Raw genomic sequence first — 19,343 nt, 5'->3', positions numbered from 1 at the left:
TAGGCCTTCGAGCGCACTCGAAGCCAACCCCCCGGTTCGGCCGGGTGGGCGTGCCTCACGTGCCACGACGGTCACGTTGACGAGTACCTGTGACCGCCGGTAGCCGTGGAGGGCGTGAGGGCTTCCGCGGTGGCCGCAGTCCTGGACGGGATCGACTTCCCGGTGCGGCCGTGGCAGATCGCGGCCGCGGCCGACGAGTTCGGGGTCGACGCCCTCACCCGCACCAAGATCGCCCAGATCCCCGACCGCGAGTACAGCGACGTGTTCGACATCGTCGTGGCGCTCACGTCCACGCCCGCCCACCTCCGCAGTCGACGTCCGCTGTAGGCGGCGCAGGCGCGCACGAACCGGTCGGCAGGCGCCCAAGGGGGGACGAATCAGGCGCTGGAGCTGCGGAAACACGCCCACCCGATCACCCGGGTGACGGAGCGGGTGTGGGACCGTCGCTCCCGGCGCGCTCGGCGCCGGGGAGCGAGGGGCGTGGTGTGACGAGGTGGCGTGCGGTGCGCGCGGTGACGGACCGGCACGGATCGGCGCCACGACGGCGCACCCTCGCGGTGCTCGGTGCGTCCGCCGCGCTGGTGCTCGGCGCGGCCGCGTGCTCCGGCAGCGGGGCGGCGCCCGGGACCTCCGCCTCGCCCGCGGCGTCCGCCGGTGCCTCGTCCGCGGCCCTGCCCCCGCCCGGCCCGCGGGTGACGGTCGACCCCGCCGCCGACGTGAACCCCACCGCGCCCGTCCACGTGCACGCCGACGGCGGCCGCATCACCGCGGTGCACATGACCAACCCCTCCGGGGACGCCGTCACCGGGACCACCTCGCCGGACGGCGCCACCTGGACCACCACGGAGCCGCTCGCCTACGGCCGCACCTACACCGTGGTCGCCGACGCCGTCACGCCGCAGGGCGCCCCGACGCACCTGCAGTCGACGGTGTCGACGCTGGCCCCGAAGCAGACCGACAGCGCGGCGGTCGACCCGGGGAGCACGAACGTCGGGGTCGGGCAGCCGATCGCGGTGACCTTCTCCCACGCGGTGACCGACAAGGACGCGGCGACCAGGGCGCTCGCGGTGACGTCGAACCCGCCCCAGCCCGGCGCCTGGCACTGGATCTCCTCGACCCAGGTGGACTACCGGCCCCAGACCTACTGGAAGCCGGGCACCTCGGTGACCCTCGACGGCAAGCTCTACGGCGCGGACCTCGGCGGCGGGGCATTCGGCGCCAAGGACGTCCACGAGACCTTCCACGTGCACGACGCCTGGGTGGCCAAGGCCGACGGCGGCAGCGAGCAGATGCAGATCTTCGACAACGGCGCACTCGTGAAGACCATGAAGATCAGCCTGGGGTCGCCGCAGTTCCCCACACATATCGGAACACATGTCATCTCCGACAAGCAGCCCAGCGTGGTCATGGACTCCGCCACCTACGGCGTCATGCCCGGCCAGCCCGGCTACTACAAGGAGACTGTGCTGCTCGACGAGCGCATCTCCAACGACGGCGAGTTCGTGCACGCCGCGCCGTGGTCGGTGGCCCAGCAGGGCAGCGACAACGTCTCCCACGGCTGCGTCAACCTCAGCCCCGCCGACGCGCAGTGGTTCTTCGACCACTTCGGGGTGGGCGACGTCGTCGAGGTCACCAACTCCGGGGGCCCGGCGCTCCCGGTGTGGGACCGCTGGGGCGACTGGGCGCTGTCCTGGGCGCAGTGGCAGGCCGGCACCACCTGATCGGCCGGCGCCGCCGTCAGCTCGCCCGCGGCACCGACCCGACGAGCCCGTGCCGCAGCGCGACCGACGCCGCACCCAGCCGGGAGTGCACGCCGAGGGCCGCGAGCACGGCGCGGACGTGGCTGCGCACCGTCGCGACGGTGACGCCCATGGTCGCGGCCATCTCCTCGGTCGACGCGCCGCCCGCGATCAGCGCGAGGCACTCCCGCTCCCTGGCCCGGAGCGTGGCCAGCCGTCGGCGGGCCTCGGCCGCATCGTCGACGGGGTCGTCGACCGGGTCGTCGGCCCCCGCGGCCGAGCCGACCCCCGGGCGCCCGGCGACCCCGATCGCCGCCTCGCCGCGCGCGGCCCGCTCGATCGCGTCCACCAGGTCCTCCCCGGACGCGCTCTTGCGCACGTACCCCGCGGCGCCGGCCGCGATGGCCGCCTGCGCCCCCGGGACGTCGGCCTCGGTGAGCACCACGACGCGCGTCCCCGGCGAGCAGGCCGCCAACTGCGCGAGGAACGCGGTGACCGGACCGGCGCCCCGGTCGGCCAACGCGGCGGCGTGGACGAGGCACACGTCCGGCCGGTCCGCGCGCACGCGCGCCAGCGCCTCGGCGCCGGTGGCCGCGACGCCGGCGATCTCGATCCCGTGCTCGGCGAGATAGGCGCCGACGAGTTCGGTGAAGAGTCGGTGGTCGTCGGCGATCAGCACGCTGGTCATCGAGCTCCCGTGTTCGACCGGTGGTCATTTCACTCGGGAGTGTGACGCTCGACCGGAGGTCGACGTTGACTGCATGTGTATTGCGAAACGGTCACGTTCACCGGCCGCACGGTTTCGGAATGACCGCGTGTCCGTCCAGATGGATGAGGACCTGTGGCCTTCAGGCACTTAAAGTCGGCGTGTGGGCTCACTTCGTGTCCGTTACCTGACGACATCCGCGATCCTCGCCGACGCGTTGGGTCGCCGCCTGGCCGCCGAGCCGGACATGGCGCTGGCCCAGGACGGCCCCGAGGCCGACGTGGTGCTCGTCGACGGCGGGGGCGCGCCGGACGACTGGTCCGAGCTCGGCGCCTCTCCGACCGGCAGCCGGGTCGTCGTCATCGCCACCAGCGATGCACCCGGGGGTGCCGTCGCGGCCGCCCGCGCCGGCGCGTGGGCGTGGCTCGACCGCCGGTGCGGCGCCGACGACCTGGTCCGCGTGCTGCGCGGCGTGGTGCGCGGTGGGGCCTTCTTCCCCTGCGACGTGCAGGGCGAGATCCTGGAGTCGCTGCGCGCCGACGCGGCCGGTGGCCGCGACGCCGGTCCGCTCGCGCGCCTGACCGCGCGGGAGAGCGAGGTGCTGGACGCGCTGGGGGAAGGGCTCGGCAACCGCGAGATCGCCGAATATCTGGACATGTCGTACAACACGGTCAGAACGCACATCAATGAAGTTTTTCGCAAACTCGGCGTGCACACGCGGGTCGACGCGGTCCGGACACTGCGAGGCGCGGGATGACGGTGTGACCTTCGAGCAGCGGGAGGGCTGCCGGCGGTCCACCGAGCCCGCGACGCCCGGTGGTCGGGGCAGAGCGGGAATGCCGATCAAGGGGGAGTACCTCGGGCGAGCGCACGAGGGAGATCGAGAAAGGGCCCGGGGCGTGGACACGATTGATGCCGCACTGCTGCACGACATCGGTCACGAGGTGGCGACGCTCTCCGCGCTCGTCGCCGCCGTGCGCGGGGAAGGAGGGTTCGACACCGCGGCCGCCGAGCGCCTGGAGCTCGTCGAGCGGGAGATCGATCTGCTGCTCGACCTGGTCAGGGGCGGGTCCGTGCCGGCGGGGGCGCCGGACGGGGACCTCGTCGACCTGGGGGACCTGCTGTACGACGTGGTCACCGGGCGGGACGTCGCGTGCCCGGGCACGGTGGTGCTCTGCCCCGGTCCCCGGATGCTCGCCGAGACCGATCGCCAGGGCCTGCGGCGACTGGTGTCCAACCTCGTCGACAACGCGGCGCGTGCCGCGGGTCCGTCCGGCCGGGTCCAGGTGGAGCTGTGCGGAAGGACGCACCCGGTCATCCGGGTCCTCGACGACGGGCCGGGCCCCACGAGGGGTCCGGTGGGCTCACGCGGCATGGGCCTCGCGATCGTGCGCTCCCTCGCCGACCGGCTCGGGGCGGACGTGACGCTGCGGCCACGGCGCGGGGGAGGCGCCGTGGCCGAGGTCGTGCTGCGCGGCCGGGACACGAGGACGCCGCGTCCGACGGGACGAGAGGCGCTGGCGTGAGCACCGTGGTCGTCGGGGACGACCACGGGGTGTTCGTCGACGCGCTGAGCACCGTGCTCGGGCAGCGTCGGCTCGATGTCCGGGCGGTCGCCCACCGGGCCTGCGACGTCCTGGCGGCCGTCACGGAGCACCGTCCGGCCGTCTGCCTGCTCGACCGCACCTTCGCCGACGGCGACGGGCTGGACCTGATCCCCGACCTCCTCGCCGCGAGCGCGGACACGCGGATCGTCATGGTCACCGCGGATCCCGACGTCGGCGGTGTCCAGCGGGCCCTCGACCTCGGGGCGCGCGGCTTCGTCCACAAGACCAGGGGGATCAGCGCCCTCGTCGACGCGATCCACCGCGTCCTCGACGGTGAGGTCGCGCTGGAGCTCCCTCCCCGCCGCCGCGCCACGGCGGCGTGCCGCGACGACGACGACGTCCGACGGCTCGCCGCGCATCTCACCGCTCGCGAGTGGGAGTGTCTGCGGCTGATGGTCGAGGGCCGCGGCACGTCGGAGATCGCGGCCGGGCTCGGGATCTCGAGGACCACCGTGCGGACACATGTGCAGGCCGTCCTGACCAAGCTGGGCGTGCACACGCGCCTCGAGGCGGCCGCGCTCGCCGCCCGTCACGGGCTGGTCACCTCGCCGTCTGCTCCCTGAGCCCGCCGTTCGCCCCACCTCGTCCTGGTCAAGTTGCACGAGGCCCGGAGAGGCGCAGGTTCCCATCCTGGGAGCGTGACGTTGCGGATCCTGCTTCTCGACGACCACCAGATGCTGGTGGAGGCGCTGGCGGCACGCCTCGGCACCGAGCCGGACCTCGTGGTCGACACCCGAGGTCCGTCCGGGCTCGAGACCGTCGTCGCCCACGCCGTCCGAGCCCGGCCGGACGTGGTCGTCCTCGAGGTCTCGCCGCTGAACGACGAACGCCGGGAACTCATCCTGGCGCTGCGTCGGCGCCTCCCGGAGAGCCACGTCATCGCCCTCTCCGCGGACGAGGATCCGCGCACCGCCGGTGACGTGGCCGTGCTCGGCGCCGAGGGTTGGGTCTCGAAGGAGGCCGACGTCGGGGAGCTGGTGGCGATGGTGCGGGCCGCCGCGCGGGGGCACGGCTGGTTCCCGCCGGAGCAGCTCGGCGCGGCGCTCGAGCGGCTGCGCGGCGAGGCCCGACGCGCCCGCCGTCGCACCGGTCCCCTGGACCGGCTCACCGACCGCGAGCGGGAGATCCTCACGGCGATGGTGCGCGGCGAGGCCATCGCGACCCTCGCCCGGAAGCTCCGGCTCTCCGAGAACACCGTCCGCAGCCACGTGGGCAACATGTACGCGAAGCTCGGGGTCCACAGCAGGCTCGAGGCCATCGCGTTCGCCCGCTCCGCGGGGCTCCCCGGCGAGCCCGCGGCGCGCTCCGACCTCGCGGGGGCGGGCCGATGAGCCCCCGGGAGCCTGGTCCCGCGACGGGCGCGCCGGAACCGCGGAGCCCGGGGCAGAACGACCCGGCCCCGGCCGGGCGACGATCCGGGCGGCCGGCCCGGCCGCTGCTCGCGGTGGCCGTGGTCCTCGCCGTCGTCGCCGTCAGCGTCGCCGCGGTGGCACTCGTCGCCGGCACGGCGCCCGCCGTCGGCACGGCGAGGGTGGCTCCGGGCGCGAGTGCTCCGGGCGCGAGTGCTCCGGACGCGAGTGCTCCGGGCGTCGCGTCGGCGTCCCCCGCCGCCTTCCCGAGGGCGGCCGGCGGCTCGACCCCCCTCGTCGTCTCGTTGACCTTCGACGACGGGCTCGCGGGCCAGATGCAGTACCTGCCGACCCTGCGGCAGAACGGGCTCGCCGGGACCTTCTACATCAACACCGGCGCCGTCGGCCAGCCGAACTACATGACCCGGGCCGACCTCACCCAGGTCGCCGCCGCCGGCAACGAGATCGGCGGTCACTCCGTCTCGCACCCGAACCTTCCCCTGGACGCCCCCGACGAGACGGCCCGTCAGATCTGCGACGACCGTGCCACGCTCACCTCCTGGGGCTTCGACCCGGTGTCGTTCGCCTACCCCTTCGGCATGGCCTCGCCCGCGGTGGAGGCCGCGGTGCGGGACTGCGGGTACACGAGCGGTCGGCTCGATCACGGCGTCGGACCGACGAGCGCGGCCTGCCCGGCGTGCACCAGCGCCGAGGGCCTCCCGCCGGCCGACCCCTACGCCCTCAGGACCCCGCCCGACATCGTGCAGACCACGACGCTGGCGGACCTCGAGGCGTTCGTGACGGCCGCCCAGAGCTCCGGTGGGGGCTGGGTCCCGTTCATCTTCCACCACGAGTCGTGCGACAACTGCGGGACGCTCTCCACGAGCCCGGTGCTGCTCGACCAGTTCGCCGCCTGGCTGGCCGCCCAGCAGCGTGCCGGGACCCTCGTGGTCCGTACCGTGGGCCAGACCGTGGGCCAGACCGTGGGCGGCCGGGCAGGGCCGCCCCACACCGCCCCCGCGGCGACGGCGACGTCGATCCCCGACGGTCAGCTCACGACGGGTTCCGGGGTCGTCCCCGACTGCTGGGAGCCCACGGGGTACGGCCAGAACGTCGCCGACTTCCGCTACACGCCCGCGGGGCCCGCGGGTCCGCCGTACGAGACGGTCACGGTGTCCTCGTACACGAACGGCGATGCGACGATGCTGCCCCGGCTGGATCTGGGCCAGTGCACGGTGACGACGTCGCCGGGGACGCAGACCCACCTCGCCGCGCAGTACCGCTCGTCGGTGCCCACCCAGTTCGTGGTGTACCGGCGCACGGGCACCGGGTCCTGGGAGTACTGGACAGCCAGTCCGTTCGTCGGCCCCGCCGCGGACTGGGCGCCGATCGCCTGGGACACCCCGCCCGCGCCGCCGGACACCACCGGGGTCGCGGCCGGTCTCGCGGTCGGCGCCGTCGGCTGGGTGCAGAGCACGGCCTACACCGAGGCAGCCGTGCCGGCTCCCTCGCTGATCTCCCCGGGGCTGCGGGGCGTGCTCGAGCTCGGCGCCGTCGTGGCGGCCGCACTGGGACTGCTCGGCGCCGTCATCGGGCTCGCGCACCACTACCTGCGGCGCCGGCGGCCCGGCGGTCGAGGAGAAGCGCCGGCCGTGCCCGAGCCCCGACCTGCGTGGGGCCCGTGGGAGACCGGTGAGGACACCTCCGACGCCCGAGGTGACGACGAGTCGACCGTGAGGTCGCCGGACGCGGAGCGGGAGGACGTGGCCCGATGACGCCGTGGATCCTCATGTACCACTCGGTCACACCGTACGAGCGGGATCCCCACCAGGTGACGGTGCACCCGGAACGCCTCGACGCGCAGTTCACCTGGTTGCGCCGCGGGGGCCTGGTCGGGGTCGGCGTGGGGACGTTGCTCGCCGCTCGGCGCCGGGGCGCCGCGCGGGGACTCGTGGGCCTCACCTTCGACGACGGATACCGCGACTTCGCCGACACCGTGGTCCCGATCCTGCACCGTCACGGCTTCGGCGCCACCGTCTACGTCCTGCCCGGCCTCTTCGGTGGCCACAACCACTGGGACCCCGACGGCGAGCGCAAGGACCTGATGACCGCGGACGAGGTCGCCGCCGTGGCCGGTGAGGGAGTGGAGATCGGGGCGCACGGCATGACCCACGTGCCGCTCGACGCGCCGATCGCGGAGGCCGACCTGGTGCGCGAGGTGGGGGAGAGCCGCCAGGCGCTCGAGGACGTCGTCCGGCAGCCCGTGACGGGGTTCTGCTATCCCTACGGCGCCCACGACGAGCGAGCCGTCGCCGCGGTGCGCGCCGCGGGCTACGGCCACGCCTGCGCGACGGGCCGCCCGCCCGCCCCGGGGGACCTCGCCCTGCCCCGGACCTACGTGGGCGACCGCGACGGCGCGGTACGTCTGGCCGCGAAGTGGGCACGGCACACCGCGGCCGAGCGCCGCGAGGGCGGCGGGACGCGCCTCCCGCGGCGGGAGCCGCCCCTGTCGGGGGCCGGAAGGGCGCGGGACTAGCCCGTGGTCCCGCGGGTCCTGCACGTCGCCCAGCCCGTGGAGGGCGGGGTCGCGGTGGCGGTCGAGCAGGTGGCCGCCGACCAGCGCGCCCGCGGCTGGCAGGTCGCCGTCGCGTGCCCCGGGACCGGATCCCTGCCGGTCGCGCTCCTCCGCCGCGGCGTCCCGCACCTGGTGTGGCCCGCCCGTCGCGCACCCGGCCTCCGGACGGTGGCCGAGATCCGGAGCCTGCGGCGGATCGTCGACCTCGCGCGCCCGGACGTGCTCCACCTGCACTCGTCGAAGGCCTCGCTGGCCGGCCGGCTCGCCGTGCGCGGTGCGGTCCCGACGCTCGTGTCGCCGCACGGCTGGTCGTGGCTCGCGGGCGGGCCCGTGCTCGCGACCGCGGCCCGCGCCTGGGAACGCCACGGTGCCCGCTGGACGGACCTGTGCGTGTGTGTGGGGCCGGGGGAAGCGGGACTCGCGGTCGAGGCCGCGATCCCGGGCGCCCTCGCGGTGGTGCGCAACGGCGTCGACCTCACCCGGTACCGCCCGGCCGGTCCGGCGGCCCGCCGCGCCGCCCGCGCCGCCCTCGCGCTCGGACCCGACGACCCCGTGGCGGTCTGCGTGGGCCGGGTGTGCCGGCAGAAGGGCCAGGACGTCGCGGTGCGGGCGTGGCCCGCGGTCCGCGCGGCGGTGCCCGGCGCCCGGCTGGTCCTGGTCGGGGAGCGGCACGACACGGTGGGCCCCGCGGAGGCCGGCATCGCCGCGGTCGGGGAGGTGGGCGACGTGCGGACGTGGCTGGCGGCGGCCGACGTCGTCGTCCTGCCCTCCCGGTGGGAGGGGCTCTCGTTGGCCCTGCTCGAAGCGCTCGCGACGGGCCGGCCCGTGGTCGCCAGCCGGGTCCCGGGGCTCGCGGACGCGGTCGGCGAGGGGACCGGGGCCCTCGTGCCGCCGGAGGACGAGGCGGCGCTCGCCTCCGCCGTGGTGGCCCGGCTCCACGACCCCCGCCGCCGTGTCGCGGAGGGCGCGGCGGCCGCCGCCCACGCCCGCGACTTCGACCTCCGGCACGCCCTCGACCACCTCGCGGCGGTCACCGCGGCGGCGGCTTCCTCCGGCGCGCGATCGACCGACCTGCGTAGGACGACTGGTGTGGATGACCGAGGTCCGTCCGCCGTGCGCGCCGCAGGCTGGTGATCGGCGGGCAGGGCGCCCGTCGCGTAGCCCCAGGAGGGACGGCCGATGGTCGCCACCACCCCGCTCTCCCTCGCGATCAACGGTCGCGAGCGGTTGCTGGCGCAGGACCTCGTCGCGTTCACCCGCCCCGCGGAGTCGGAGCGGCTCGGGACGGTCGCCGTGGTCGGACTCGGCTACGTCGGGCTGCCGACCGCCCTGGCCGTGGAGCACGCGGCGCACCGGGTCGTCGGTCTCGACGTCGACCCGGCGCGGCTCGCCGGGATCGCCGAGCGGGACGTGGACCTCGACGACGAGGCGCGCCGGACCCTCGAGCTCGTCCTCGACGCCGGGCGGCTCGACCTCACCACCGACCCCGGGACGCTCGACGCCGCCGACGTCGTCGTCGTCTGCGTCCCCACGCCGGTCCTCGCGGACCGCAGCCCCGATCTCCGGGCCCTGCGGTCCGCCTGCGGCACCGTCGTGGCGCACGCCCACCCCGGCCAGACGATCATCCTGACCTCGACCACGTACGTCGGCACCACCCGCGAGCTGCTCGCCGAACCGCTGCACGCCCGCGGGCTCGTCCCCGGCACCGACGTGTTCGTGGCGTTCAGCCCCGAACGGATCGACCCCGGCAACCACGACCACCGGCAGCGCGAGACCCCGCGGGTGGTCGGTGGGATCACCGCCGACTGCGCCTCGGCGGCCGCGGGTGTGGTCTCGGCGCTCACCGACTCGGTCTTCCTGGTCAGCTCGCCCGAGGTCGCTGAGCTCACCAAGCTCTACGAGAACATCTTCCGGGCCGTCTCCCTGGCACTGGCCAACGAGTTCGCCGACGCGTGCGGCACGTTCGGCATCGACCCGATCGAGGTGACCCTCGCGGCGGGCACCAAGCCCTACGGCTTCCTCGGCGCCTTCCCCGGGCCCGGCGTGGGCGGTCACTGCATCCCCTGCGACCCGCACTACCTGCTCGCCCAGCTCCAGGTCTCCGGGACACCCGCCCCGCTCGTGGACGCGACGATGCACGCGATCGAGGACCGCCCGCTGCGCGTCGCCGACCGCGCCGCCGAGGTCCTGGCCGCCGACGGCATCGAGCTGGCCGGTGCGCGCCTCACGGTCGTCGGGGTCAGCTACAAGGCCGGCGTCCGCGACGTGCGGGAGTCGCCCGCCCTCCCGCTCATCGCGGCCCTGCTCGACCGGGGCGCGGACGTCGCCTACCACGACCCGCTCATGCCGGTGATCCGTCTCGAGGACGGGCGGGAGCTGCGGTCGGTGCCCGACCCGGGCGGCCGGGACACGGACCTCGCGATCGTGCAGGTGGTGCACCCCGGCGTCGACCACGACTGGGTCCGCCGCTGCCCGCGGGTGCTCGACGCGACCTACCGCTTCGACGCGCCCGGCACCCGCCGCCAGGTGGTGTGACCACGGTGGCGCTGCTCCACCGCGGGGGGCCCGGGGACGGCCTGCTCGACACCGGCGTGCCGGCCGTGGTCCTCAAGACCGACCCGAACGTGATGCACCACGGTGCCCTCGGCGTCATCCGCTCGCTCGGCAGCCGCGGGGTCGCCGTGCACGGCGTGCACGAGCACGGCTGGGCGCCCGCCGCGCGGTCGCGCCACCTCACCCGCCGCTGGCCGTGGTGGTCCGACCCCGCCGACCCCACCGTGGTGCTCGCCGGCCTCGACCGCATCGCCCGGGACCTCGCGGCCCCGGCGGTCCTCCTCACCACGGACGATGCCGGGGCGATGCTGCTCGCCGAGCACGGCGAGGCACTCCGCGACCGGTTCCTCTTCCCCCGCGTGCCTGCCGCGCTGCCCCGTCGCCTGGCTGACAAGGCGCAGCTGCCCGGGCTCTGCGCCGAGCACGGGATGGCCTCGCCCCGCACCGAACGGGTCACCGACCCCGCGCGGGTCCGCGCCCTCGCCGGCGAGCTCGGGCTGCCGCTGGTCGTCAAGCGGCTGGGGGACCGCGGCGGCCGGGCGAGCACGTCGATCGTGCGCGCCCGGGTCGAGCTGGACGAGCTCGTCGCCGAGGTCGCGGCGCGGCCGGGGTCGCTGCTGGTGCAGGAGTACCTGGCCCCGACCGGTCCCGACGGCGGGCCGCAGGACTGGTTCGTCCACGCCTACCTCGACGGCGACGGCGGCGCGGCGTTCGTCGGGACCGGTGTCAAGGAACGCTCCTACCCCGCACATGCCGGGCTGACCAGCCTCGGACGGGTCGAGCCGTGGCCCGCGCTGGCCGCGGCGGCGACCGGCTTCCTGCGTCGCGCCGGCTACCGGGGGGTGGTCGACCTCGACCTGCGGGTCGATCCCCGCGACGGCGAGCCGAAGCTGCTCGACGCGAACCCGCGCTTCGGGGCGCAGTTCCGGGTGTTCCGCGGACGCGGCGGGACCGACGTCGCGGTCGCGGCGCACCTCGACCTCACCGGCCGACCGGTGCCCGCGGATCCGCCCGAGCCGCGCCGCTTCGTCGTCGAGCCCTACGACCCCGTCGCCGCGCTCACCCACCTGCGGCGTGGCGAGCTGGACGTCCGCGGCTGGGCGGGCTCGCTGCGCGGGATCGACGAGCCCGCCTGGTTCGCCGCCGACGACCCACTGCCCTTCGCGCTCATGGCCGCCCGCACGGCCGTCGAGGCCGGCCGACGCGGCGTCGCCGGGAGGTCCCGCACCGCCGGGCCCCCGCGCCGGGGGACCAGGCGCCGGACGACCGCACGGTCCACCGGCACAACCACCACTGGGGAGGACACCACCATGCAGGACCGCACCGATGTCGTGATCATCGGCGCCGGCCCCTACGGTCTGTCGCTCGGGGCCCACCTGGCCCCGACCGGGCTGCGGGTCCGACAGTTCGGCAGCGCCATGCAGGCGTGGAAGACGATGCCGAAGGGGATGTTCCTCAAGTCGCAGGGGTTCGCCTCGAGCCTCTCCGACCCCCGGGGCACCCACACCCTCGAGGCGTACTGCCGCCGGACCGAGACCCCCTACGCCCATTACGGGGTGCCGGTCGCGCTCGACACGTTCGTCGCCTACGGGGAGTGGTTCGCCCGGGAGCTCCTGCCCGACCTCGAGGACACCCCGGTGGTCGGACTGGCCCAGGACGAGCGCGGTTTCCGGGTGGAGCTCGCCGACGGCGAGGTCGTGCACGCCCCCCAGGTGGTCGTCGCCGTCGGCCTCACCGGCGCCGCGGCGCTGCCGCCGGAGCTGGCCGGCCTGCCCGCACGGCTGGTCTCGCACACCAGCGACCAGAGCGACATGGCCGAGTTCTCCGGGCGCCGGGTCGTGGTGCTCGGCGCGGGGCAGGCCGCCCTGGAGAGCGCGGCCCTGCTCCACGAGGCCGGCGCGGACACCCGCCTGGTGGCACGGGCGGAGCAGATCGCCTGGAACGGTGAGCCGCTCGCCGCGCAGCGGTCGCTCTGGCGGCGGCTGCGGGAGCCCGAAGCGCCGCTCGGTTCCGGCTGGGGCACCTGGTTCTACTCCAACCGGCCCGACCTCTACCACCGCCTGCCCGACAACGTGCGGTTGTCGCGCGCCCGGTCGGCGCTCGGGCCCGCCGGGGCCTACTGGCTGCGCCCACGGGTCGAGGGCGTCGTGCCGATCCTCACCGGACACCGCCTCACGGGCGCGGAGGTCGACGGCGACGAGGTGCGCCTGGACCTGCGCGACGCCTCGGGTCGGCAGCGGGTGCTGCACGCCGAGCACGTCCTGGCGGGCACCGGGTACCGGATCGACCTGTCCCGGATGGGCTTCCTCGAGCCGGGCCTGCGCTCCCGCATCACCATGCTGGGCAGTACCCCGTCCGTGACCGCGGACTACCGCTCCTCGGTCCCCGGCCTGTACTTCTGCGGCCCGGCGGTCACCCCGAGCCTCGGCCCCGTCATGCGCTTCGCCTACGGCTCCGCGCACGCCGCGAAGGCGGCGGCGCGCAGCATCGTCGCCTCGACGCCCACGCCGGCCCCGGTGGCGTGATGACGGCCGCCCCGGAGGAGAAGGCGGCGCGGCGGGAGCCGCGCACGCCGCCGCGCGCCCCCGCGCGGGCCGACGGGGTCGCCGTGCTGGTCGGGGTCCTCGACGGCGCGGCGGCCGCGGTGGCCGCCGCCCTGGTCGGGGTGCCCGGTGTCCTCGCGATCGGTTACGGCCTGGTGGTGGTCGGCGTGCTCGCCGCGGACGGCTCGTACCGCCCGCGGATCACCACGCTGGTCGGCCCCCGCGTGCCGCGGCTGGTCGCCGCCACGGCCCTGCCGTTGCCGCTGCTGGTCCTGCTCGCCGACCGGTCGGCCGCACCGTGGGTGCCCGTCGCCGCCGTCGCGGCGGCCGGGGTGCTGGTCGCGGCGGTGCGTGCCGGCCTCGGGGTGGCGCAGCGGCGGCGCCGCCGCCGCACCGGCGGGGAGCCCGCGCTGGTGGTCGGGGCGGGACCGACGGGGCTGCGTCTCGCGGGCCTGATGCGTGCCCGACCCGAGCTGGGCCTCCACCCGCTCGGGATCCTCGACGACGCCGGCGCGGCCGTCGTCGGGGACGCGGGACCGGCCTGGCTCGGACGGGTGGCCGACCTGCCCGACCTCGTCCGGCGCCTCGGCGTCCGGCGGGTGGTGGTGGCCTTCCCGGCCGCCCAGGAGCCCGCCGCTCCGGAGGAGGCGGTGCCGGGTCCGGTGCCGCCGCCCGCGCTCCCACCCGTCGCGCTCGAGGACGCCGTGCGGGCCGCCCGCGAGGCGGGCGCTCGCGTGTGGGTGGTGCCCCGGCTGCCGCGCAGCGGCCTGGACGTCCCCCTCGGCCGTCTCGACGACCTGTGGGGCACCGCGCTCGTCCCGCTGCGCCCGATCCCCGACGACGCCTCGCCGACGCGACGGCTGGGCCGTACCGGCGAGGTGCTGATCGCGTCGGTGCTGCTCGTGCTGACCGGGCCGCTCGTCCTGCTCGCCGCCCTGCTCGGCGGCCCGGGCCGGCTCGCGGGCCCGGGACCCGCGTTCTTCCGGCAGTGGCGGGTCGGCCGGGCGGGCGTGCCCGTCCGCGTCGTCAAGCTGCGGTCGGTCGTGGGCGACGGCGAGCAGGGATGGGCCGTCCCCGACCGAGGAGTCACGCCCTGGGGCCGGCTGCTGCGCCGCACCCACGTCGACGAGCTTCCCCAACTGCTCGGGGTGCTGCGCGGCGACCTCGCCCTCGTCGGGCCGCGACCCGAGCGCCCCGTGTTCGCCGCCCTGTTCGCCCGCACGGTCCCCGGCTACCTCGACCGGCTCCGCGTCCGGGCGGGCCTCACCGGCTGGGCGCAGGTCCACGGCCTGTGCGGCGACACCTCGCTCGACGACCGGGCCCGCTTCGACTCCCAGTACGTCGAGTACCGCTCGCTCTGGCTCGACGCCGTCATCCTGCTCCGCACCCTCGCCGCCCTGCCGGCGGCGCCCGCCCGCGCACCCCACACCACCGGAGGTCATCCGTGAAGGTCCTGCACGTCATCACCGGCCTCGGCGTCGGCGGCGCCGAGCTCCAGTTGCGGTCGTTGCTGCGGCACACCCGGCACGACGCGGACGTGGTCACGCTCTACAACCCCGGCCCGGTGGCGGACATGATCATCCGCGACGGTGGTCGGGTGCGGGACCTGGGAATGACCAGGAACACCGAGCTCCCCGCACTGCTCCACCTCGCCGGGCTGATGCGACGTGGCCGCTACGACGTGGTGCACGTCCACCTCTACCGCTCGTGCATCTACGGCCGGCTCGCCGCCCGCCTGGCCGGCGTCCCGATCGTCGTCACCACGGAGCACTCGATCGGCGAGACCCACCTCGAGCGCCGCCGGATGACCCGCGGCGTGCGCGCGCTCTACCTGGCCAGCGACATCTGCTCCGACGTCACCATCGCGGTCTCCACGGCGGTCCGGGACCGGCTGGTGCGCTGGGGCGTGTCGGCCCGCAAGATCGAGATCATCCCCAACGGCCTCGACCTCGACCGGGTCGCCGCCGACCCGGTCGCCGGGGCGGAGGTCCGCGACCAGCTGGAGCTGCCCTCGTCCGCCACCGTGATCGGCGTCCTCGGGCGCCTCGACCCGAACAAGCGGTTCGACATGGTCATCGAGGCCGCCGCGCCGCTGCTCGGCCCGACGGTCCGGCTCCTCGTGGTCGGCGACGGCGCCGAGCGGGCCCACCTCGAGCAGGTCGCCCGGGAGAGCGGGGCCGCGCCGTACGTGACGTTCGCCGGCGAGCGGCACGACGTCGCGGGGGTGCTCTCGGCGCTGGACCTCTTCATCGCGAGCTCCGAGCAGGAGACCTTCGGCCTGTCGGTCCTCGAGGCCCTCACCAACGGCGTCCGGGCGCTCTACACCACCTGCCCCGCCCTCGCGGGCATCGCGACGGACCGCGCCCGCCAGGTGCCCGGGGAGGTCGGCGGCATGCGGGAGGCGATCGCGGACGAGCTCGCGTCCCCGTCGCCGCGACGCAGCGAGCCGGCGGTCATGGCGCACTACGGGATGACCGCGGTGACCGAGCGCATCGACGAGCTCTACGAGCGGCTCGACTCCCGGCGCCGTCCGCTGGTCGGTGTCACCGAGGTCCTCGGGGACGTCGTCCCACCGCCCCGGGCCGCCGACGGCCGGAGGCCGGCCTCCACCCCGCGGACCCTGGTGGGGGGTGCCTGATGCGCGCGTTCGTCACCGGCGCCGCCGGGTTCATCGGCTCCCACCTCGTGGAGCACCTCCTCGAGGTCGGGCACGAGGTCGTCGCGCTCGACGACCTCAGCACCGGTTCGATCGACAACCTGCGCGAGGTGTCCGACCACCCGGCCCTGCAGTTCCACCGCGGGTCGGTGCTCGACGCCGACCTCGTCGACGACCTCACCGCGGGCGCCGACACGGTCTTCCACCTCGCGGCCGCGGTCGGCGCGTTCGTGGTCCGCGACCGCACCGTCGAGGGCATCCGGGTCAACGTCCACGGGACCGACGTCGTGCTCGAGGCCGCCCGCCGGCACGGGGCGCGGTTGCTCGTGGCCTCGAGCAGCGAGGTGTACGGCAAGAACACCAAGATCGGTCTCCGCGAGGACGACGACCGGATCGTCGGCTCGCCGCTGATGCACCGCTGGTCGTACTCCGAGGCCAAGGCGCTCGACGAGAGTCTCGTGTCCGCCTCCGTGGAGGCGTTCGGCATGCACGGGGTCATCGCGCGGCTGTTCAACACGGTCGGACCGCGACAGACCGGCCTGTACGGGATGGTGGTGCCGCGCTTCGTCGCCCAGGCGCTGGCGGGGGAGCCCCTCACGGTCTTCGGCTCCGGCGAGCAGATCCGCTGCTTCTGCCACGTCCTCGACGTGGTGCCCGCCCTCGTCGCGCTCGCCGCCTGCGACGAGGCGACGGGTCGGGCGGTCAACATCGGACGGAGCGAACCGGTCAGCATCGACGAGCTCGCGAGGCGGGTCATCGCCCGCACCGGATCGTCCAGCACGATCGAGCGGCACACCTACGAGGAGATCTACGGCCGCGGCTACGAGGACCTCCAGCGGCGCGTGCCGGACTGCGGGCTCGCCGAGTGGCTCCTCGGTTTCCGTCCCGCCCGCGACCTCGACGACGTCATCGACTCCGTCGTCGCTGACCAGCTCGGACGACGCCCGGCGATGACCCGGCCGGCATGACCGCCGCCTGGGGAATCCACCTCACCGACTCCGGAAGGAGGGGTGTGCATGCCGCACCACAGCGCCGCCAGGACCGCCTCCTGGTCGTCGCGCTCGCGCTCGCCGCGATCGTGGCCCTCGGGGCGGGGGTGGCGGTGATGACCGACAGCGGCTCCCGCAGCGCCGCGACCCCCGTCGCGGCCGCCGCGCCCGGGCGCGACACCGTGATCGCCTCGATCCCGTACTGGAACCTGGGTCCCGGTGCTGCCGCGGTGGAGGCCAATCCCCAGGTGATCGACGAGATCTCGCCGTGGGTCTACAACCTCGCCCAGAACGGTTCCGTGCAGTCGGCGGTGCCGCGGCAGGACACCGCGTCGGCGGCCGCGGTGATGGCGAAGCTCCGCGCGATGAAGGTCCCGCTGATGCCCAGCGTGTCCAACATGGTGGGCGGGGACTTCTCCTACGACGCCGTGGCGCCGGTCCTGCACGACCCGCCGACGATGGCGCGCAACATCGCCTCGATCACCCAGCTGGCGATCTCCCAGGACTACGCGGGGATCGACCTCGACTACGAGGAGCTGCAGGGCAGCGACCGGACGTCCTTCACGACCTTCGTCCAGCAGCTCGCCGGTTCCTTGCACGCGGCACACAAGACGTTGTCGGTCGCGTTGTTCGCCAAGGTCGACGACGCCGGCGACGACCAGCGCAACGTGGCCCAGGACTACGCCGCGATCGGCGCCGCCGCGGACGAGGTCCGGCTGATGACCTACGACTACCACTGGGAGACCTCGCCACCCGGTCCGGTCGCGCCGGCCAGCTGGGTGCACGACGTGCTCGCCTACGCGATCACGGTGATCCCCCCGGAGAAGATCGTGGTGGGACTCGACCAGGCCGGCTACGACTGGGTCGGGAACAAGGGCACCACCATCTCGTACGCGCAGGCGATGGCGCTGTCCTCGTCGCACGGCGTCGCCGTCCAGTGGGATCCGCTGAGCCAGTCGCCGTGGTTCCGCTACACGGGCGCGGACGGCGCCCAGCACGAGGTGTGGTTCGAGAACGCGGCCAGCGGCGAGGCCAAGCGCGCCGTCGCGGACTCCTTCGGCGTGCACGCGGTCTTCCTCTGGATGTACGCCCCACCGGACCCGGCGCTCTGGGCCGGACTCGCCCAGCACACCCAGTCCCCACCCACGTCACGCGCACCCGGAGGTTCCGGATGATCCCCGTCTGGCTGCTCGCACTGGGCATCGTCGGGCTCAACATCACCATCTGGGGCCTCATCGGCCTCTGCCGGCTCGTCGACGAGCACCCGCTCGCCGCGTGGCGCCGCCGTCGCGCCCGCAAGCGCGGCGGCGGGGTGGTCGCCGCGCCGCCTCCGGTCCCCGAGCTCGCGCAGGTCGCGGTGCTCATGCCGGCCCACAACGAGGAGGTGGTGATCACCGAGAGCCTCGCCGCGATCACCGCGCTGGTCCCGGCGGACCAGGTGCACGTCGTCTCCGACGGGTCCACCGACCGGACCGTGGAGCTGGCGGAGCAGATGGGGGTCCACGTCATCTCGACCGCGACCAACCTCGGCAAGGCCGGTGCGCTCGAGGAGGCCATCGAGCGCTTCGGGCTGGTCGAGCGGTTCGACTTCGTGCTCCTCCTCGACGCCGACACCCGGGTCCAGCCCGGCTACTTCGACGCCGCACTGCCGCTGTTCACCGACGAGGGGATCGCCGCGGTCGCGGGAGCCGTACGGAGCGCCTGGGACGGGCGACGGTTGTCGCTCGTCGGGAAGATCATCGCCTGTCACCGCCAGCGGATCTACACGTTGACCCAGCGGTTGATCAAGTTCGGTCAGACCTGGGCGCGGATCAACGCCACGCACATCGTGCCGGGGTTCGCGAGCATGTACCGGACCAGGGTCCTCCCGCTCATCGACATGAACCCGCCCGGGCTCGTGATCGAGGACTTCAACATGACCTTCGAGCTGTACCGGCGCAACCTCGGACGGGTCGGCTTCACGCTCGACGCGGTGGCGGAGACCCAGGACCCCGACCGTCTCATCGACTACGTCCGCCAGACCCGCCGCTGGTCGCTCGGCCTCTGGCAGACGGTGCGGCGGCTCCCACCTCGCCCCAGCCTCTTCGGGCTCATGCTCTGCCTGCTGCTGCTCGAGCTGATCACCGCCGCCGTGAGCTTCCTCCTGCTGCCGCTGCTCGCCCTCGTCCTGGTCCTGCCGGACATCACGCCGGCCGCGCTGACCTGGCCGGTCGAGGGACCGCTGTACGCCGTCCTCGCCGCGCACCTCAGCCTGCCGGCGCTCCTGTTCGGCATCCTCGCCCCGGACTTCCTGCTCACCTGCGTCGTCGTGCTGATCGAGCGCCACACGCGCTACCTCGCGGCGTTCCTGGCGTTTCCCTTCATGCGCCTGATCGACGCCTACCTGGCGATCCGGACCCTGGTGCCGGGCATGGCGCGTCGCTCGGACGGCCGGTGGACCAGCCCCGAGCGTCGCGAGGTGGCCGAACCGGTGACGGAGCCGCCCGAGACGGTCACGGTGGTCCCCGCGCAGCGTCTCGACCGGCCGGCCGCCATCCCCGCGGTGGTGCTCCCCTCGGCCCGCCGCGCCACGGAGTCCGACGAGGCCGACGAGGCACGCGAGGCCGACGCCATGCCCACGTGACGC

At 74.9% G+C, this 19,343-nt stretch carries 17 protein-coding genes; 16 read left to right on the top strand and 1 reads right to left on the bottom strand.

The window, feature by feature from the left end:
* Nucleotides 1-129 precede the first annotated feature (129 nt).
* Complete coding sequence (locus HH311_RS21725; RefSeq protein ID WP_169185781.1) at nt 130-327, top strand: DUF2795 domain-containing protein; 198 nt, start codon at nt 130-132, stop codon at nt 325-327.
* A 185-nt stretch (nt 328-512) separates the two neighbouring features.
* A complete protein-coding gene (locus HH311_RS21720) occupies nt 513-1,721 on the top strand; it encodes an Ig-like domain-containing protein (protein ID WP_169185827.1) in 1,209 nt (402 codons plus the stop codon).
* Between the two features lie 16 nt (nt 1,722-1,737).
* On the opposite strand, the gene HH311_RS21715 is transcribed toward HH311_RS21720, so the two are convergent.
* Nucleotides 1,738-2,427: a response regulator transcription factor gene (locus HH311_RS21715; RefSeq protein ID WP_169185780.1), complete on the bottom strand. Its 690-nt coding sequence runs from the start codon at nt 2,425-2,427 to the stop codon at nt 1,738-1,740.
* A 181-nt stretch (nt 2,428-2,608) separates the two neighbouring features.
* Between HH311_RS21715 and HH311_RS21710 the strand changes: the two genes are divergently transcribed.
* The 14 genes from HH311_RS21710 (at nt 2,609) to HH311_RS21645 (ending at nt 19,340) form a co-directional block, all read left to right on the top strand.
* Nucleotides 2,609-3,202 (top strand): response regulator transcription factor, encoded by a 594-nt coding sequence (locus HH311_RS21710; RefSeq protein WP_169185779.1) that lies wholly within the window; start codon nt 2,609-2,611, stop codon nt 3,200-3,202.
* A gap of 142 nt (nt 3,203-3,344) precedes the next feature.
* Complete coding sequence (locus HH311_RS33490; protein WP_169185778.1) at nt 3,345-3,971, top strand: sensor histidine kinase KdpD; 627 nt, start codon at nt 3,345-3,347, stop codon at nt 3,969-3,971.
* Nucleotides 3,968-4,615: a response regulator transcription factor gene (locus HH311_RS33485; RefSeq protein ID WP_169185777.1), complete on the top strand. Its 648-nt coding sequence runs from the start codon at nt 3,968-3,970 to the stop codon at nt 4,613-4,615. The genes HH311_RS33490 and HH311_RS33485 overlap by 4 nt, the downstream gene beginning before the upstream one ends.
* Nucleotides 4,616-4,690: 75 nt before the next feature.
* Nucleotides 4,691-5,383, top strand: coding sequence for a response regulator transcription factor (locus HH311_RS21695; RefSeq protein ID WP_169185776.1), 693 nt, complete (start codon nt 4,691-4,693; stop codon nt 5,381-5,383).
* Nucleotides 5,380-7,176 (top strand): polysaccharide deacetylase family protein, encoded by a 1,797-nt coding sequence (locus HH311_RS21690; protein ID WP_169185775.1) that lies wholly within the window; start codon nt 5,380-5,382, stop codon nt 7,174-7,176. The genes HH311_RS21695 and HH311_RS21690 overlap by 4 nt, the downstream gene beginning before the upstream one ends.
* On the top strand, nt 7,173-7,937 hold the full coding sequence (locus HH311_RS21685) for a polysaccharide deacetylase family protein (RefSeq protein ID WP_211190603.1): 765 nt from the start codon (nt 7,173-7,175) through the stop codon (nt 7,935-7,937). Before HH311_RS21690 ends, HH311_RS21685 begins: the two co-directional genes overlap by 4 nt.
* A gap of 3 nt (nt 7,938-7,940) precedes the next feature.
* On the top strand, nt 7,941-9,110 hold the full coding sequence (locus tag HH311_RS21680) for a glycosyltransferase (RefSeq protein ID WP_169185774.1): 1,170 nt from the start codon (nt 7,941-7,943) through the stop codon (nt 9,108-9,110).
* Nucleotides 9,111-9,155: 45 nt separating this feature from the next.
* Nucleotides 9,156-10,511 (top strand): nucleotide sugar dehydrogenase, encoded by a 1,356-nt coding sequence (locus HH311_RS21675; RefSeq protein ID WP_169185773.1) that lies wholly within the window; start codon nt 9,156-9,158, stop codon nt 10,509-10,511.
* The gene (locus HH311_RS33480) at nt 10,508-13,054 is read left to right on the top strand and encodes an NAD(P)-binding domain-containing protein (RefSeq protein WP_312030307.1); all 2,547 of its coding nucleotides are present in this window, start codon (nt 10,508-10,510) and stop codon (nt 13,052-13,054) included. Before HH311_RS21675 ends, HH311_RS33480 begins: the two co-directional genes overlap by 4 nt.
* A complete protein-coding gene (locus HH311_RS21665; RefSeq protein ID WP_169185772.1) occupies nt 13,054-14,520 on the top strand; it encodes a sugar transferase in 1,467 nt (488 codons plus the stop codon). Before HH311_RS33480 ends, HH311_RS21665 begins: the two co-directional genes overlap by 1 nt.
* Nucleotides 14,517-15,710: a glycosyltransferase gene (locus tag HH311_RS21660; protein WP_169185771.1), complete on the top strand. Its 1,194-nt coding sequence runs from the start codon at nt 14,517-14,519 to the stop codon at nt 15,708-15,710. The genes HH311_RS21665 and HH311_RS21660 overlap by 4 nt, the downstream gene beginning before the upstream one ends.
* A complete protein-coding gene (locus tag HH311_RS21655; RefSeq protein WP_169185770.1) occupies nt 15,710-16,696 on the top strand; it encodes an NAD(P)-dependent oxidoreductase in 987 nt (328 codons plus the stop codon). Before HH311_RS21660 ends, HH311_RS21655 begins: the two co-directional genes overlap by 1 nt.
* A 44-nt stretch (nt 16,697-16,740) precedes the next feature.
* A complete protein-coding gene (locus tag HH311_RS32040; RefSeq protein ID WP_169185769.1) occupies nt 16,741-17,892 on the top strand; it encodes a glycosyl hydrolase family 18 protein in 1,152 nt (383 codons plus the stop codon).
* Nucleotides 17,889-19,340: a glycosyltransferase gene (locus HH311_RS21645; RefSeq protein ID WP_169185768.1), complete on the top strand. Its 1,452-nt coding sequence runs from the start codon at nt 17,889-17,891 to the stop codon at nt 19,338-19,340. Before HH311_RS32040 ends, HH311_RS21645 begins: the two co-directional genes overlap by 4 nt.
* Nucleotides 19,341-19,343 lie beyond the last annotated feature (3 nt).

It is taken from the genome of Actinomycetospora sp. TBRC 11914 (assembly GCF_012933465.1).
GTDB lineage: Bacteria > Actinomycetota > Actinomycetes > Mycobacteriales > Pseudonocardiaceae > Actinomycetospora.
The sequence above is the reverse complement of the archived record's forward strand: the minus strand, read 5'-3'. Positions and strand labels throughout refer to the sequence as shown.